We start from the raw sequence: 16,985 nt of genomic DNA, 5'->3' as shown, positions 1-16,985 counted from the left end.
ATTGTTTGGATAATGTTGTTGAAGAATTATTTAATACTGGCATAAAGTTCCTTGTTGTCTGAATACTGTTCAATCCATTTATAATCATAATTTTTTGCAAATAAATTATCCGTATCAGTATTGGTTTTAATTTTGCTTTCTGGAATCGATAAAATAAAATTTAATAAAAATGCATTGAGGTTTGTTTGCGAAGTTACGCTTTCAAGTTTATCAAAATTTTCAACAAATTTTTCGTCCCAATTGTATTTTCCATTACTTACTTCAGAATGCTGGTATTTCATCAATCCCCAAACCAAACCAAATTGTTTGTATTTTTCAGTATTATTAATAATTTGTTTTTCTTGAGAAATCATTTGCATTATAAAACAAATGCAAATTGTAATGGTAAAAACATTTTTTTTGTTCATGAATGGGTTTTAATTTTAAATTATCAATAGCTCTTCTTATAATTTACTACTGTAATATAGATTGATAATAAGATTTTGGAGTAAATAACGTACTTTTTTGTGAATGAAAAAATCCAGTTTGTGTTATTTAAATCTTAAAATAAAAGGAAAACTAAATCAATTTAGGCCTAATTTCCTTGTATTTTGAACGGCCTACAGGTAATAACTCACCATTTTTAAGTAATATATTATATTTTCCGCCGGTTTCTACAATAAGTTTATCAGCTTCTTGCCAGCAAAGAATATAAGATTTATGAATTCGCTCAAATTCTGCTGGCAATAATTTTTCTAAAGATTCCATAGACTTATCATGTAGTTCTACGTGGCCATTTGCTAAATGTAATTCGGTATAAATTCCAGCGCCTTTTATATATCTTATATCTTTAATGGTGATGAGTTTGATCGTTTTTCCTTTTTTTACGGCCAAAAACTGAATATCCTGCCCATTTGTTTTTTCTGGTGTTGTAAAACGTGTAAAGGCCTGAGCAAGTCGGTTGGCATCAAATGGTTTTGGAACAAAATCCAAAACTCCATAATGAAATGCCAGAATTGCTTTATCCGTATAAGCGGAAATAATAATGGTTTGAAACGATTTTGCGACAACAGTCTGCAGTACTTCAAATCCATCTTCGCCATTCAAATTCAAATCGAGAAGAAGTAAATCAATTGATTGTTTTTCAATTGTATTTAATCCATTTTCAACAGAATCACTAAGCAAAATCTGCACCTCTTTATCAAAAAAATCACGCGTCATTCTTTCGATCCGCTTGGCAATTCGGGCCTCGTCTTCAATAATTAGAATTTTCATTTTTTAGCAAAAATTTTAATTGTTGTACACCATCCTTCTTCTACAGCAAACGAATCAAATTCCCAGTTGCTGCCATAATTTTCATTTAATCTGGCTTTTATGTATTTAAAACCTGTTCCGTTGCTGTTTTCTCGCTTTCTGTTTCTGTTTTTTGCGATCGTAAACAATGTATATTGCTTGTATTGTTTTTCTCGGTTAAAGCTTAGCGAGAAAGTAATACAACCTTGTTTTGGAGGCAAGCTGTGTGTGATTCCGTTTTCTATAATCGTATGAATAACAGCAGGCGGAATTTCTTCATTTGCATCAATATTTTTTTCTTCCCAGTTGTAACATACTTCTTTTCGAAAAGACATTACTTCTAAATGTTTTCGGCATAATTCTATTTCCTGCTGAATAGGAATTAATGTGTCTTCAGCAATAGAATTCATTATATCAAATTCATCTGCCAGCGCACGAATAAAGACAACACCTTGTTGCGGAGATTCTTCGATCCAATCGATTAATGAAGTCAGTGTATTACGAAGAAAGTGCGGCTGAATATTTTTCTTGACCAGTTCTAACTGTAATCTTGATGAAAGTAATAACGATGCATTATGCGCTTCTTCAAGAGCTTTTGCCCGAATAGTATGCAGATAAAGCATTAACAAAACAATAATCGTAAATGCTATGAACAATCCAAAATCATAAAAAATATATTTGTTTACAATCACGCTTACCAATAAACCAATCACAACGATTAAGCCGCCTTTAATTTTTCGGAATGCGGCATCAATGGCAACAATAAAGGAGACGATGCACATTGCATAACTAAAATAGATGGCTGTCCTATCATATTCGCCGTAGTAAACGATATAGATTGTTATAAGACTTGCTATCAAAAGAAATAAAAACAACTGTTTTCTTTTAAAATCAAATTGCAGCATAAAATACCAAGGGACGAGTATTGAAATTATAAATGTCAGCAAGCCAACAATCTGTAATCGGGTATAAAAATGTGTATAGGGAATATCAATATAAAATTTTACGTATTCTACAATAAGAAGACAGAAAAAGAGAAGGCAAATTATCCCAAAAAGCAAAACAGTTGCTTCTTTACGCGTACTGTTTATGTAGAGAAAAAAGTAATAAATAGAGGCAATAAGAAATGCTCCAGCCATGAGATTCATAAAAGACATGACAACAAGCGGTGCACGATGAAGCCTTAAAAAGCTTTCAAGTTTGACCTTCATGCCTCGCTGAGATTCTCTTAAATAAACTTGAGTTCCGATTACAGTTACAGTATGCTTGCCTAAATTGGCTAATTTTTCGGGAATTTGATAATATGTCATTTCAGTTCCCGGAATTTCGGCTTGGCCGGATTTCACCATTTTGCCATTTCTTCCCACAAAAACGCCATCCCAATAAACATCAAAAGCACCAAAACCAGTCACTTGTATGCCCAATGGACTGGAAATGTTTTCGCGTTTAAGCAGTTCAACATCGATAATAACTTTAAATATAGAATCTGTTGATTGACCAAGAAAATTCTGCGGTTTATCATCGTCAACATAATACGTTACATCAGATTTAATGAACTCTGTGTATTGTTTGCATGATGAAAACAATAATAGTAATAAAACTATAAAAATGGATGATTTGTGCATGATATAAAGATAAAATAAATATCGAATACAGAAATGCATTTCGAAAGCTCCTAGAGCCGTTCGCATGTTTTAAAAGGTAAGATTTTATTTTATAAAGTAATCTTGTATCATAAAACCAACAAATATGAAAGTCTTAATAACCAGTATTTTAATTTTATTTATTCCGATATTTAGCTTTGCGCAGAAAACAACTGTTTCCGGGAAAGTTCTGGATAATGTAACGAACGAAGCAATTCCGTATGTTACAATATCAATACAAGATAATAATTCAAAAACAGTAGCTGTTGGTGTAACAGACGATCATGGAATCTTTAATTTCGAAGGACTGCCAAGCGGTAAAATGACAATTTCTTTTAGTTATATTGGATATCAAAATTATTCTCAAACATTCGAAATCATTTCGGCAAAACCAAAAATAGAACTGGGAACGATTGTTTTACATGCCGATGCGGTAGAATTAAATGCGGTAGAAGTGACGGGACAAAAATCAAGTGTTAGTTTAAAACTGGATAAAAAGGTTTTTGAAGTAGGTAAAGATGTGCTTTCGCAGAATGGCTCTGCTCATGATGTTTTAAACGGAGTTCCATCGGTAACAGTTAGTCCAACAGGAGGAATAAGTCTTCGTGGAAACAGCAGTGTATTGATATTAATTAATGGACGTCAATCTGGCTTAACACAAAGTAATTCACTCGATCAAATTGCTGCTGATCAGATTGAACGTGTTGAGGTAATAACAAATCCTTCGTCCCGGTATGATGCTTCCGGCTCGGCAGGAATTATCAATATTATATTAAAGAAAAACAAAAAAAGCGGTTTCAGCGGTCAGGTCCGATTAGTTGCCGGATCCCCAAATGACAGTCGATTTAATCCAAGTATCAATTTTAAATCAGATAAAATCAATATTTTTTCCAATTTTGGTATTCGTTCCTCAGATTACGTTGGATTATATACTACAAATCAATCAACTATAAATAATGGTACTCCAAATTATCTTAACCACGTGCAGAACGAAGACCGCCATGATGATGGAAAATTGATGTATCTGGGTGCAGATTATTATATTGATGAGCATCGCACAATTACTGCCGCTTTCTTGAAAAATGCCACGCAGGATGATGATAAAACCTATTTGCTATATGATTACAGTAATGCAAATCATGCACGCGACAGTCTTTTAACAAGAGAAGGAAAATCATTGGAAAAAAGAGATTACAACCAATTTGAGTTTAATTATACACAGACTTTTAAAAAACCTTCAAAAAAATGGACTATCGATGTTCAGTATGATTGGTGGAACAGCGACAAAAAGTGGAATCTTTTGACACAACGTATATATCCAGAAATGATAGCTTATCCCGGCATTAGAACCAATTCAATAGGAAGTAGCAAAGATTTACTTATGCAGAGTGATTTTGTTCAGCCAATTGATTCTGTTTCTGTATTTGAAATGGGTGTTAAGACAGAAATTCGTAAAGTTTCGAGTCAGTTTTTGGCTGAACAGCAAGAGGAGAATGGTTGGTCAATTTATCAGAATATTGATAATGATTTAAATTATACTGAGACCATTTCAAGTGCTTATGCGCAATACAGCAACAAACTCAGAAGATTTAATTATATGCTGGGACTTCGTACGGAATTCACCAAAATTTCTATTACAGATATTAAAAATACCTATAGCGATGACAAAAAATACAACAGATTATTTCCGACCGTTAATTTAAGTTATAAGTTCGAAGCTTCTACTTTGCAGTTAAATTACAGCAAGCGCATTAACCGTCCACCTTTGTATGCGTTGTATCCTTTTAACGAATTAACCGATTTGAATGCCCAATATATTGGTAATCCGGATTTGAATCCTTCTTATTCTGATGTATTTGAATTGGCTTTTCTTAAAACATGGAAAAAATTTACGCTGAATCCTTCCGTTTATTATCAATGGGAAAGCGGTTACATTCAGGATTTTACTTATCGCGAAAATGATATTTTTTATACAACGCCCATCAATATTCAGCATGAAATACGAAGAGGTATAGAACTTTCGACATTATATAATCCGTTAAAATGGCTTCAGGTAAATTTGGAAATGAATTTTTATCATTTTACGCAAAAAGGAAGTTATCAAGAAGAAAACCTTGACTATGAAGGAGAAACGTTTACAGGACGTTTAAGTACTCAGGTTAAATTGCCATCAAAATTTAGTTTTCAGGGACGTTATAACTTTCGAGGCGCACAACAAAATGCACAAACAAAAAACGAGGCATTGCAATCGCTTGATTTTGGTTTAAGCAAAATTTTATTGAAAGACAAAGCTACCATTGTATTTGATGTATCAAATGCTTTTGACTTACGCCAAAATAAAAGTACCACAACCGGAACAGATTATTATATTACTGAAAACAGTATGCCAAATGCAGCCCGCTACCGTCTTAGTTTTGTGTATCGTTTTAATTTAACTGATCCAAAAGCGATTAGACAAGCGAGTAGTGCTAATCGTAATTAATAGTTGAAAATAAGACTTTCAGAAAAAAACGGTAAAAGATGATTTTTGTCTTTTGTCCTGTACAATGACGTTTACTTCAAAACTTACAACCATTTTATGAAGGATCAGAAGGCTTTTTGTGGCAAATTTGGAGGTAACTCCAATAAGAATTAATCAATTTTTTGCCTCAATCAAGCAACAATTAATAATCGAAGATATTAGATTGGAAAATTCAAGTAATGATGAAAAATTACACCATTTTTAAATGAAATTTCATCATTTGCTATTAAAGAAAAATTTTAAAAAAGATATTATGAAGCCATAATTTCCGTTCCATTCTTGCTGTTCGAATCCTGTTGAGTTATCAAACGCTAAATTTTAAATTTATCTTTTTTTTCATGCAAATACTTGTTGTTTTGCTATTTGCTTCTTTATTTTAGTATGATTCTAAAAATTAAAGCAAAAACGAGCCAAACTCATTTTATTAATAGGGGCGATAAAAAAGGTGCCAATTGAAGACAATTGGCACCTTTTTGCTTTAATTAAGTTTAGTTCACAATTCACAAATCATTTTATGCATGATTTAAAGAAATTGGCTTATTTTCAAATGAATTTTGTATGATAATTATTTTAAATTTTCATTTTTAAGCGGTTTGCATGTATCGTAGGAGGTAAATGTTAAAAGTCGTTAATTAAACGAAAAATATGATTTCTATAATAATATTTGTGTGTAAATTTTTCTAATAATTTTTGAATATTTAGAATCAATTTCTATAAATAAATTTGAGTTATTAATCTGAAAATATTCACATCAAAAATTATCAATGATAGATTCTGGGAAGTAACAACCTTGAATTTTTGTGACAAAAAAAGTTATCAGCCGCTTCTATAATTTAAATCGTTTTTAAGGTACCACCATCCGCTCGAAGGCACGCGCCGTTTGTAGCAATTGATAATGGGCTTGATAAATAAGCGACCAAAGAAGCAATTTCTGTAGGATCTATAAAACGCTGTAATAAAGAATGCGGATTGGTTTGCTGTATAATGACGCTCTTCATTTGCTCGATTTCTATGTTTTGTAAAGAAGCAATATGTTCGATTGTCGAGGCAACTCCATCAGAATAAGTTGGACCGCCTAAAATAGTATTAACAGTAATTTCAGTTCCTAAAGTTAGTTTGGATAAACCATTGCTAACGGCCATCATAGCCGCTTTCGTCATTCCGTAATGAATCATGTTTGCCGGAATATTCACGCCCGATTCACTGCTAATGAAAATAATTCTTCCTGATTTTTTCTGAAGCATTTGTGGTAAAAGTTTCTTAGAAAGTTTGATACTACTCATTACATTGATATCAAAAATTCGATGCCAGTCTTCGTCTTCGATTGATTCAAAATCTTTTAATTCGAAAACTCCAACATTATTTATTAAAATATCAATACCGTTTAATTGATTTAGTAATTCGTTTACTTCTTCTTTATTTCCAAAATCACATACAATTCCTGAAATTATAGCTTGAGGAAATTCATCTTTTAGTTTTTGAACAGACAGATTGGTTTTTTCTTCATTTCTCCCGTTAATAATGACTTCTGCTTTTTCATTTAGTAATTGTTTCGCAATTGCAAAACCAATGCCTTGTGTAGAACCGCTTATAAAAGCTCTTTTTCCTTCTAATTTTAAATTCATTTTTTATTGTTTTATTTTTGTAATGATTGATACATAAATAATCAAAAAAATTAGCTGATAACAGCTAATTGCATTTCGATTTGTTTTTTTAAGATATTTTTGTCAGGATACATTCTTCGCAGTGTATTGAGTCCGCACCAAAATGTTATTAAATATCTGCCTAGTATTTCAGGATCTGTTTGCGTTTTTAAGTTTCCTATTGTTTGTTCATTTTTAATGGCTTCAGTAAACATTTGTTCCACTTCTTTTAAAATCTGAACAGCATTAGCTTCCAGATTTTCATCTATAAAGGTCATTTCTACAACTGTATTGGCAATAATACAGCCTTTAAGATGTTCGTTTTCCTCCGCGGAAGCGATACTTCTAAAAAAATCTTTAATCAATTCTAGTGGAGATTCGCTTTTGCTTAGTTCAATTTTAAAGGCATCAAAAGCCAATCGTCGTTCTTCAATTGCTTTTTGGAAAACCTCTTTTTTACCACCTTTAAAAGTATTATAGAAACTTCCGGCTCCGGCTCCGGTGGCTTTTTGCAAATCACTCAATGAAGTGGCGCTGTATCCTTTCTGCCAAAAAACTTCCTGTGCTTTTTTTACAATATTAGCGTCTTCGTAGATGGTTGGTCTTCCTCTCATTGTTGATTTTTATTTTGTAATGAACGATACAAAATTATATAAAAAATAAGTTTACTCCAAATTTTAAAGCATTTTTTCTTTCTTTAGTTAAAAGATTGCCTGAATTGTAAAGGGGTTAAATTGGTTTTCTTTTTGAAGAGTTTGCTAAAAGATTGAGCATATTCAAAACCCAATGAATAAGCAATTTCGTTTACACTTAAATTTGAAGAAGCGAGTAATTGTTTTGATTTTTCAATTATATGATTATGAATGTATTGCTGCGTATTTAAACCCGTAATATTTCGGAGTAAATCACTTAAATAATTGGCAGAAATATGGAGTTCCTGCGATAAATATTGAACGGTTGGAAGTCCTTTTAGAGTCCCGCTTTCATTCTCAAAATAATCTAATAGAGTTTGTTCTAACTTACTTAATAAATCATGATTTGAAGTTTTTCTGGTAATGAATTGACGGCCGTAGAATCGATTAATATAATTAAGAAGTAAATCCAGATGCGAAACAATTAAATCCTGACTGTAATGATCGATATTATTTTTTAGTTCGTCCTGCATTTGTTTTAGAAGACCGGAAATAATTACATCTTCCTTATCAGAAAGATGTAATGCTTCTGCAATCGAATAAGAAAAAAAGCCATAGTTCTGAATCGTTTTTCCTAAAGGATAATTTCGAATTAAATCAGTTTTAAAAACCAGAATATAGCCTGTAACCGGATTGTCATTGGTCTGCGTAACCGAAAATACCTGATCTGGTTTTGTCAAGGTCATCATTCCTTCATCAAAATCATAATCGCGCTGACCGTATTTAAACTTTCCGTTAATGCCTTTTTTTATGGTAATACAGTAAAAATCATTCGTAAAATGTTTCCAGATATCAGCGTGTTTGTAACTCAATAAAGCAAAATCAATTACACTAACCAAAGGGTGATCTGGTTTTGGAAGTGCAAATAACTGATGCAGTTCTGAAATCGTTTTGATTTTATGCGGGACTGAGTTTTTCATTTCAACAAATTTACAAATTAATCGAAATTAGTAGAGAAGGAGAGATGCTGCCAGGTTTCCATTTCCTGTGCTTCATTTTTTCGTTGTTCTATAATCGAATTGTAACTGTCGTTTCCTAACGGAAGATGCACAGGTGGATTTGGCAATTCTGTAAGAGCAAGTAAAACTTTAGCAAGTTTTGTTGGATCTCCTGGCTGGTTTCCGTCAAAACTTTTCAGCATATTTACATGTTGTTCTACATTGTAAACAGCTATTTTATTTTTAGCTTCCGCCAAAGTGCTGTCGCTCATAAAACGCGTGCGAAACATTCCCGGAGCAATTGCCGTAACTTTAATGTTGAAAGGTTTTGCTTCTTGTGTCAAAGCTTCTGAAAGCCCAATTACGGCAAATTTAGCAGCATTATAACTTCCGGTATTGGCATAACCAATATATCCCATATTTGAAGCAATATTGAGAATATGTCCTGATTTTTGCTGACGCAGAAAAGGCATTGCATTTCGGATAACATTTACGGTTCCGAATAAATTGACGTCGATTGTTTTGCGGAATTCTTCATCGCTGATTTCCTCAATACTTCCTACCAGATAATATCCTGCATTGTTTACTATAACATCAATTTTTCCGAAAGTTTCAATTGTGGTTCCAATGGCCTTTTTTACTTCTTCATTATTTGTAATATCAACCTGAAGCGGCAGAAAATTTTCATTTTGATTTCCAATTTGATCGATTAGTTCTTTTAAATTTCGGGAAGTGGCAACAACTTTATCGCCATTTTTTAAAACTGCATTTACGGTTTCAAGTCCCATTCCTTTTGATGCACCTGTAACAAACCATACTTTTTGATTGCTCATAATTTTTATATTTAACTATTTAAGTCAAAATTCAGAAAGTTAAAGGTTTAAAAAGTGCTCAGATTCAGGATTTATGTGTTCAAATTTAAGTTATTTCCAAGTTCTTCAGTAAGTATTCTTTGGGCGTTATAAAGTGTATTTTATCTTTATATTCTTCTTTATAGTTATAGTAAAAGTGGGTTAAATATTGTGAAAAAAACATGGAATAAACGCTAAAACTGATGCTTTAACGTTTATTTAAAAGTGACTCTACGATACAAATTCCAAATCATTTCATGTAGGATTTAAAGAAATTAGCTTGTTTTCAAGTGAATTTGTATGAGTATATTATGGGGAGTAAACTAAATAATATTAGTAAACTTTAGTTATCATTTCATCTATAGGTAAACGAACTTTTTTCGTAGCTGCCATATAGTCTTTTTCCGAATCCCGATATCCTAAAGCGAGGATAACTGTAGAATGCAACCCTTTTTCTTTCAAACCCAAAACCTCATCAATAGTGGCTGCATTAAATCCTTCGATAGGAGTGGCGTCCACTTTCAATTCTGCCGCCGCAATAAGTGCAGTTCCTAGTGCAATATAAGCCTGTTTGGCCGCCCAAACGGCTTTTTGCTCTGTGTTAATAGCGCTGAAATACGAATGCAATCCATTTCTAAATCCTGATAAGGCACCAGCATGAAGACCTCTTTGTTTTTCTGTCATTGCCATGTAATCGTCAATGTAAGTCGAAGTCATGTCAGTGAATGCAGCAAAAACCAACAAATGAGAGCAAGAGCTAATTTGTCCATTATACGAATCAGCGCCTAATTTTTTTTGGATTTCTGGATTGCTTACGACAAAAACACGGTAAGATTGCAGACCACAAGAAGATGCTGAGAGATTTATAGCCTCTAAGATCTGATCGACCTTCTCTTCTGTAACTTTAATGTTAGTGTAAGCTTTTGTGGCGTAGCGCCATTTTAAATTTTCTATCAAATTCATTGCTATGTCTATCTTAAATTTTGGCAAATATAAATTTATTTGTTTTGTTTTTCGAGGCCTGAATTGCTATGGGAAATTTCAAATGGGTCATGTCCTAGCTCTCCAAAGAATAATTATCTGTTTTCTTTCAATATTTTATTTGTAAAAAGATTAATAATCTTTAAAAGTATATTAAAAAAGAATGATTAACTGTATTTTTTAGTTTAATAGGATATTAAATCTTTTGTTTTAAAATTTGCAGGGTAAAAAAACTAAACCTTGTCATCAGATGAAAGCGAACATACAAGAAGATTTAAGAATAAGCGAAAAGCAGGATATTGAAAATAACGAGAATACTATCAATAATGATTTTGTATTCACGCTAAAAAGCACGTGTTTAGATGAAAATTATCACCCCTCAAGTAAAACGCGTTTGACAACCAATTTTGCCAACTTGGCTAGAGGAGCTAATCGCGAGCAAAACTTACGCAATGCCTTAAATATGATTAACAATCGATTCAATGCATTGGCTCATTTGGATAATCCAAAGGCGGATCGTTACCATGTGGAACTTGAAATCCTCACAGTAACAATGAGTATTGATGATAAGAATGGTAGTAACGATCTACCGATGATTGAAGTTTTAAAAACAAATATTATTGACCGTAAGACTGGCCAGCAAATCGAAGGTGTTGCCGGAAATAATTATTCTTCTTATGTTCGGGATTATGACTTCAGTATTTTATTGATCGAGCACAATAAAAATAAATCTACTTTTTCTATTCCTGAAAATTTTGGTGATTTGCACGGAAAACTTTATAAGTGCTTTGTGAGTTCAGCCACTTATAAAGAGCACTTTAAGATGTCGCCGATCATTTGTCTAAGTGTATCGAGCAACAAAACTTATACCCGCACTGAGTATCAGCATCCGGTTCTGGGTTTTGAATATCTGCAGGATCAGTATTCTATCACTGATGAATATTTCTCTAAAATGGGCTTAAAAGTTCGTTTTTTTATGCCCCAAAATAGTGTGGCACCGATGGCTTTTTATCATTCCGGAGATCTGCTTGCTGATTATACTGATCTTGGATTAATCAGCTCAATTAGTACGATGGAGACTTTCCAGAAGATTTATCGCCCTGAAATTTACAATGCAAATTCAGTGGCTGGAAAAATCTATCAACCTAGTCTTAAACACGAAGATTATTCACTGACTCGCGTGGATTATGATCGCGAAGAGCGCAGCCGATTGGCTGTTGAACAAGGTAAATATGCAGAAGAGCATTTTATTAAGCCTTACAAAAGTCTCCTGGAACAATGGTCTGCTAATTTTACCCTTTAATTGATTTACAACGCATTAAATTTATACTCTTATGAAAAAATTATTATTACCCACCTCTATTGTTGGAAGTTTACCCAAACCTGTTTGGCTTGCACCACCTGAAAAACTTTGGTCACCATGGAAATTAGAAGGCGATCATCTGCTTGAGGGAAAACAAGATGCGTTGCGCATTTCTCTGCAAGAACAACAATTGGCAGATCTAGATATCATTTGTGATGGCGAGCAGACACGTCAGCATTTTGTAACGACTTTTATCGAGCATTTAAGCGGTGTAGATTTTGAAAATCGTAAAACAGTAAAAATCCGTAACCGTTATGACGCGAGTGTTCCAGTGGTTGTAGGTGAAGTTGCACGTCAAAAAGCAGTTTTTGTTGAAGATGCTAAATTTTTACGTAAACAGACTAACAAGCCTATAAAATGGGCATTGCCAGGCCCGCTGACAATGGTAGACACCTTGTACGACGACCATTATAAAAGCCGTGAAAAATTGGCTTGGGAATTTGCGAAAGCACTCAATGAAGAAGCAAGAGAACTTCAAGACGCAGGAGTAGATATTATCCAGTTTGATGAACCTGCATTTAATGTGTTCTTTGATGAAGTAAATGATTGGGGAATGGCAGCATTAGAAAGAGCTATTGAAGGTTTACACTGCCAAACTGCGGTTCATATTTGCTATGGTTATGGAATACAGGCAAATACTGATTGGAAAAAGACATTAGGCTCTGAGTGGCGACAATACGAAGAAATTTTTCCGAAAATTCAAAAATCTAAAATTGATGTGGTTTCTTTAGAATGTCACAACTCCAATGTGCCTTTAAATTTAATGGAACTTGTTCGCGGTAAAAAAGTAATGGTCGGTGCCATTGATGTAGCAACCAACACTATCGAAACACCAGAAGAAGTAGCTGCTACCCTGCGTAAAGCTCTTGAGTTTGTAGATGCCGAAAATCTTTACCCTTCTACAAACTGCGGTATGGCCCCGCTATCTCGAAACATAGCTAGAGGCAAGTTAAGTGCTTTAAGCGCAGGAGCAGAAATTATACGTAAAGAACTTGGGGTTTAGTCTCAATATATTAATAATAGAGTCCGTGCCTCCACGGAGGAATAATATTTAAAACACATTGAAGAAATTATTAGAAGTATTAAAAAAAGCAGGTTTCGACGGTTTCCTGTTAATGATAGCCACCATGATTCTGATGGCTTATTTTTTGCCAAAGCCAGGCATGGTCAAAGAACCTGTTTCGCTGGAAGAGATTGCTAATGTTGGCGTTTCCTTTATTTTTTTGTTTTATGGCATGCGACTGAGTGTTGAGAAACTAAAAGCCGGACTTTCCAACTGGAAAATGCACATTATCGTCCAGTTGACAACCTTTTTATTTTTTCCGCTCATTGTTTTGGCATTTCGCCCTTTGTTTGTTAATAACGGCTTCGAGCTGCTTTGGCTGGGTGTATTTTTTTTGGCCGCATTGCCGTCCACAGTTTCCTCTTCGGTGGTCATGGTTTCCATCGCCAAGGGAAACATTCCGGCAGCCATTTTCAATGCGAGTATTTCCAGTTTGATAGGAGTAGTGGTTACGCCGCTCTGGGTTGGGCTGTTTATAGCTTCTGCGACAGGCGATTTCGATGTTACTCAAATCGTCATAAAGTTGATTCTGCAAGTTTTACTACCTGTCATTATTGGCATAAGCCTCAATTCCCGCTTCGGCGCCATTGCCGAAAAATACAAAAAACAGCTCAAATATTTCGATCAGGCAGTTATTCTAACGATTATTTACACGTCGTTTTGCAAGTCATTTTCCGAACATCTTTTTGAAGGTTTCAGCGCCCTTGAACTTGCTGGACTCGCTGCAGGGATGATGGCATTGTTTTTTGCCGTATTCTTTTGTGTCGGACTACTCAGCCGCCTGCTTGGTTTTTCAGATGAAGACCGTATTACTGTTTTATTCTGCGGATCTAAAAAGTCATTGGTACACGGCACCGTTATGTCAAAAGTACTTTTTCAGCACAGTACTATCACCGGCATCGTATTGTTGCCGCTCATGCTTTACCATGCCTTGCAATTGATTGCCGCTAGTATCATCGCTCAAGGTATGGCTCGACGAAAAGAAGTATGATTTTATTTATGGCTTGGCCCTTTATCTTTTTTTGATAAAGGGCACCAAGGATAACGCTACCGCTATAAAATAACGCTTTTTAGATTTTTATACTGTGAGGATAAACGTTGTAGTATTTTATATTTTTAACTTGTGTAAAATAAGATTTTTGTATTGTTTTTGGTTATATTTGAAGAATTTTATTCTGATTTAAAAATAAATTAAACCTGTTTAAAATAAAATATACAATGGAACAAATAGACGATATTGATCTTCAGTTATTAAATATACTACACGATAATTCTAAATACACTGTAAAAGAGCTTGCTAAAATGGTAAATCTTTCGGCATCGCCAGTTTTTGAGCGAATTAAAAGATTGGAGAATAACGGTTATATTAAGAAATATATAGCTTTGTTGGATGCAGAAAAACTAAACAGAGGGTTTATTGTTTTCTGTAATATTAAACTTAAACAGCACGATCGTAATATCGGGAATCAATTTGTTAGTGATATTATGAAAATAGAAGAAGTTGTGGAATGTTATAATATCTCAGGTGATTACGATTTTTTAATGAAAGTTTCTGCCAAAGACATGAAGCATTATCAGGATTTTGTGTTTAATAAATTGGGATCAGTTGAAAGCATAGGGAGTACCCAAAGTACCTTTGTTATGTCGGAGATAAAAAATTTGTACGGATAGTTCCACGATGGTTTATTTATTTGAAATTCGTCTTAGCTTTTGTGATTGAAAATGTATTAAGTCCATTTTGGAATTATTTTATATTTAACATCAAAAAACTACGATAAACCAAGAGAAAAAAATCCTATATCCATAAAGGGGACTTCGAATAATCGTTCAGCTTCGATTGAATCTTTAATGAAGCCTCTCTTAGATTGTTTATTTCAAACAGTCTAAGTATTTCTTGTGAAAATTCGAACCGTAAAATATTAGGCTGTGAAGGCTTGAAAAATCTACATTTTTGTGTATAAAAAAAGAGACAACTATATAATAGTTGTCTCCTTAAGTGACCTCGACTGGATTCAAACCAGTAACCTTCTGAGCCGTAATCAGATGCGCTATTCAGTTGCGCCACGAGGCCTTTTTGTTATCATTAAGCTAATTTTTATTAGCTTTGTTGATTGCTTATTGCGGGTGCAAAGATAGACATAAATGTGAGATATACAAACATAAAATACGATAAAAATAAAAAAAAATGAAGATAGAAAATTATATACGTGATATTCAAGGTTTTCCAAAAGAAGGAATTTTGTTTAAAGATATCACACCGCTCTTAAATGATCCAATTGCAAGACAAGAATGCCTTTCGGTTTTGGTAAATTCTTTAAAAGATCAGAAAATTGATAAGGTTGTTGGCGCTGAAAGTCGCGGTTTTTTCTTCGGAATTTTATTGGCGCAGGAATTAAATGCTGGTTTTATTCCGGTTCGAAAGCCTAAAAAACTGCCTTATGAAACGATTGCAGCTTCTTATGAACTTGAATATGGCACAGATAGCTTAGAAATGCATACCGACGCTATTAAAAAAGGAGACCGTATTTTAATTCACGATGATGTACTAGCAACTGGCGGAACAGCAAAAGCCGTTTGCGAATTGGTTGAACGCTTGGGAGGCGAAATCGTGCAATGCAATTTCCTGATGGAATTATCTTTCCTTAATGGTAGAGAAAAAATAAATGAATATCCAATATTTTCGGCCATTACGTATTAATCTAAACCAAAACGATTTTATTTTTGATTGCGTAAAGTACCAATCCAATTCGGGTTTTGATTTCGAGTTTGTCAAATAGACATTCTCGATATCCATCGATTGTTTTGGGACTTAAGCACATTTCTGACGCAATTTCTTTATACGTTTTTTCAGTACAGGCATGTTTTATAAAAACAATTTCCTTTTCTTTTAAATTGATTTTTTTTGAATCGTTGTTTGCTTTTTTGACCAGCATGCCTGAAACTAATTCGGTAAAATAAAAACCTTTTTCAATAACAGAAATTATAGCTTCTTTAAATATTTCAGGCGAAGTATCTTTCAGCAAATAACCTTTGGCGCCATTTGTAATCATTTTGATGATAATTTCTTCATCGTCATTTACAGAGAGCGCAATCACTTTTAAGTCAGGTCTGTTTTCTTTAATCCATTTCATGGTGCTTACGCCATCTAAAACAGGCATATTCACATCTAATAAAATTAAATCGACATTGGCATCGGCATGATCTTGCAAATAAGAAACAAATAATTTGCCATTTTCAAAGCGGTTAATTACTTCAAAATCTTTGAAACTGTTGATTAAAAGTTCCAGAGATTGCGAAAAAAGCTGATGATCATCTACAATAATAATTCGATTTTTAGTGTTAGGTTTCATTGGTTAGGGTTAAGGGGTATTCTAAAGTTACAGTTGTTCCTGATGAATCTGATTCCATAATTAAATTAGCGCCAATTAATTTGGCTCTTAATTTCATGTTGTTTAAACCTATTCCAGAATTTATCTGACTTGCATCATAACCAATCCCGAAATCCTTTATTTCTAATCGGAAAACGGTGTTAACAGTGCTGATGTTTACTTCAAATAAATCACTGTGCGAATGTTTTAAGCTGTTGTGCAATGCTTCCTGAAAAATTCGGTAAATGAACAAATCATGTTCTCGACTGATCTTCGGAATTTCGCCCGTAAGATTGTATTTATACTGTATATTTTTCAGCTTTTTTATGCGCTCTAAATCCTGTTTAATGGCTTCGATGAAATTGCTCTGTAGTAAATTGTCTTTATTAATGATTCGGGATAAAATTCTTATTTCATCTAATGATTTGGCGAGTATTTCTTTAAGATCTTGTAGTTCATTGGCTTTAATAGATTTTCCGCTGTCCAAATAGATATTAAGCTGCATAATGCCTACAGAAATGATTTGGCCTATATTATCATGAAGTTCTTTACTTATTTCGCTGAGTGTCTGATCTTTTATCTCAATTCGGGTCTTAATCAATTCCGATTGAAAATACAGTTCTGATTCCATTTTTTCAACCAAATAAGTG

At 33.6% G+C, this 16,985-nt stretch carries 16 protein-coding genes and 1 tRNA gene; 6 read left to right on the top strand and 11 right to left on the bottom strand.

What is annotated here, in order from left to right:
• Positions 1 to 26: 26 nt before the first annotated feature.
• The 3 genes from FN795_RS01245 to FN795_RS01235 form a co-directional block, all read right to left on the bottom strand.
• A complete protein-coding gene (locus FN795_RS01245) occupies positions 27 to 407 on the bottom strand; it encodes a hypothetical protein (protein ID WP_142448895.1) in 381 nt (126 codons plus the stop codon).
• 151 nt (positions 408 to 558) lie between these two features.
• On the bottom strand, positions 559 to 1,254 hold the full coding sequence (locus tag FN795_RS01240) for a LytR/AlgR family response regulator transcription factor (protein WP_142448894.1): 696 nt from the start codon (positions 1,252 to 1,254) through the stop codon (positions 559 to 561).
• A complete protein-coding gene (locus FN795_RS01235) occupies positions 1,251 to 2,963 on the bottom strand; it encodes a histidine kinase (RefSeq protein WP_244289932.1) in 1,713 nt (570 codons plus the stop codon). Before FN795_RS01235 ends, FN795_RS01240 begins: the two co-directional genes overlap by 4 nt.
• Before the next feature lie 58 nt (positions 2,964 to 3,021).
• Here FN795_RS01235 and FN795_RS01230 point away from each other — a divergent pair, with 58 nt between their 5' ends.
• On the top strand, positions 3,022 to 5,397 hold the full coding sequence (locus tag FN795_RS01230; protein ID WP_142448893.1) for an outer membrane beta-barrel family protein: 2,376 nt from the start codon (positions 3,022 to 3,024) through the stop codon (positions 5,395 to 5,397).
• Positions 5,398 to 6,269: 872 nt separating this feature from the next.
• Here the strand turns inward: FN795_RS01230 and FN795_RS01225 are convergent.
• From FN795_RS01225 to FN795_RS01205, 5 genes are all read right to left on the bottom strand, one after another.
• Positions 6,270 to 7,061, bottom strand: a complete 792-nt coding sequence (locus FN795_RS01225) for an SDR family NAD(P)-dependent oxidoreductase (protein ID WP_142448892.1) — start codon at positions 7,059 to 7,061, stop codon at positions 6,270 to 6,272.
• A 50-nt stretch (positions 7,062 to 7,111) separates the two neighbouring features.
• Positions 7,112 to 7,693, bottom strand: coding sequence for a TetR/AcrR family transcriptional regulator (locus FN795_RS01220; protein WP_142448891.1), 582 nt, complete (start codon positions 7,691 to 7,693; stop codon positions 7,112 to 7,114).
• A gap of 83 nt (positions 7,694 to 7,776) precedes the next feature.
• Positions 7,777 to 8,691 carry a helix-turn-helix domain-containing protein gene (locus tag FN795_RS01215; protein WP_142448890.1) on the bottom strand — a complete coding sequence of 305 codons (915 nt, stop codon included), beginning with the start codon at positions 8,689 to 8,691 and terminating at the stop codon, positions 7,777 to 7,779.
• Between the two features lie 17 nt (positions 8,692 to 8,708).
• A complete protein-coding gene (locus FN795_RS01210) occupies positions 8,709 to 9,542 on the bottom strand; it encodes an SDR family NAD(P)-dependent oxidoreductase (RefSeq protein WP_142448889.1) in 834 nt (277 codons plus the stop codon).
• Positions 9,543 to 9,893: 351 nt separating this feature from the next.
• Positions 9,894 to 10,523, bottom strand: coding sequence for a nitroreductase family protein (locus FN795_RS01205; RefSeq protein ID WP_142448888.1), 630 nt, complete (start codon positions 10,521 to 10,523; stop codon positions 9,894 to 9,896).
• Positions 10,524 to 10,791: 268 nt separating this feature from the next.
• Between FN795_RS01205 and FN795_RS01200 the strand changes: the two genes are divergently transcribed.
• The 4 genes from FN795_RS01200 (at position 10,792) to FN795_RS01185 (ending at position 14,638) form a co-directional block, all read left to right on the top strand.
• Positions 10,792 to 11,844 carry a DUF1852 domain-containing protein gene (locus tag FN795_RS01200; RefSeq protein WP_142448887.1) on the top strand — a complete coding sequence of 351 codons (1,053 nt, stop codon included), beginning with the start codon at positions 10,792 to 10,794 and terminating at the stop codon, positions 11,842 to 11,844.
• A gap of 31 nt (positions 11,845 to 11,875) precedes the next feature.
• Positions 11,876 to 12,907 (top strand): methionine synthase, encoded by a 1,032-nt coding sequence (locus FN795_RS01195; protein ID WP_142448886.1) that lies wholly within the window; start codon positions 11,876 to 11,878, stop codon positions 12,905 to 12,907.
• Between the two features lie 58 nt (positions 12,908 to 12,965).
• The gene (locus tag FN795_RS01190; RefSeq protein WP_142448885.1) at positions 12,966 to 13,958 is read left to right on the top strand and encodes a bile acid:sodium symporter family protein; all 993 of its coding nucleotides are present in this window, start codon (positions 12,966 to 12,968) and stop codon (positions 13,956 to 13,958) included.
• 227 nt (positions 13,959 to 14,185) lie between these two features.
• Positions 14,186 to 14,638, top strand: coding sequence for an Lrp/AsnC family transcriptional regulator (locus tag FN795_RS01185; RefSeq protein ID WP_035644147.1), 453 nt, complete (start codon positions 14,186 to 14,188; stop codon positions 14,636 to 14,638).
• Positions 14,639 to 14,964: 326 nt separating this feature from the next.
• Here FN795_RS01185 and FN795_RS01180 read toward each other — a convergent pair.
• Positions 14,965 to 15,038: transfer RNA gene (locus FN795_RS01180), tRNA-Arg, on the bottom strand.
• 114 nt (positions 15,039 to 15,152) lie between these two features.
• Here FN795_RS01180 and FN795_RS01175 point away from each other — a divergent pair.
• Positions 15,153 to 15,665: an adenine phosphoribosyltransferase gene (locus tag FN795_RS01175; protein ID WP_142448884.1), complete on the top strand. Its 513-nt coding sequence runs from the start codon at positions 15,153 to 15,155 to the stop codon at positions 15,663 to 15,665.
• A gap of 1 nt (position 15,666) precedes the next feature.
• Here the strand turns inward: FN795_RS01175 and FN795_RS01170 are convergent, their stop codons facing one another.
• Positions 15,667 to 16,317, bottom strand: coding sequence for a response regulator transcription factor (locus tag FN795_RS01170; RefSeq protein ID WP_142448883.1), 651 nt, complete (start codon positions 16,315 to 16,317; stop codon positions 15,667 to 15,669).
• Entirely contained in the window at positions 16,307 to 16,966 is a 660-nt protein-coding gene (locus FN795_RS01165; RefSeq protein ID WP_244289931.1) for a sensor histidine kinase, read from the bottom strand. Before FN795_RS01165 ends, FN795_RS01170 begins: the two co-directional genes overlap by 11 nt.
• Between the last annotated feature and the right edge of the window lie 19 nt (positions 16,967 to 16,985).

It is taken from the genome of Flavobacterium resistens (genome assembly GCF_900182645.1).
GTDB classification, from domain to species: domain Bacteria; phylum Bacteroidota; class Bacteroidia; order Flavobacteriales; family Flavobacteriaceae; genus Flavobacterium; species Flavobacterium resistens.
This window is presented reverse-complemented; position numbering and strand designations above follow the sequence as displayed.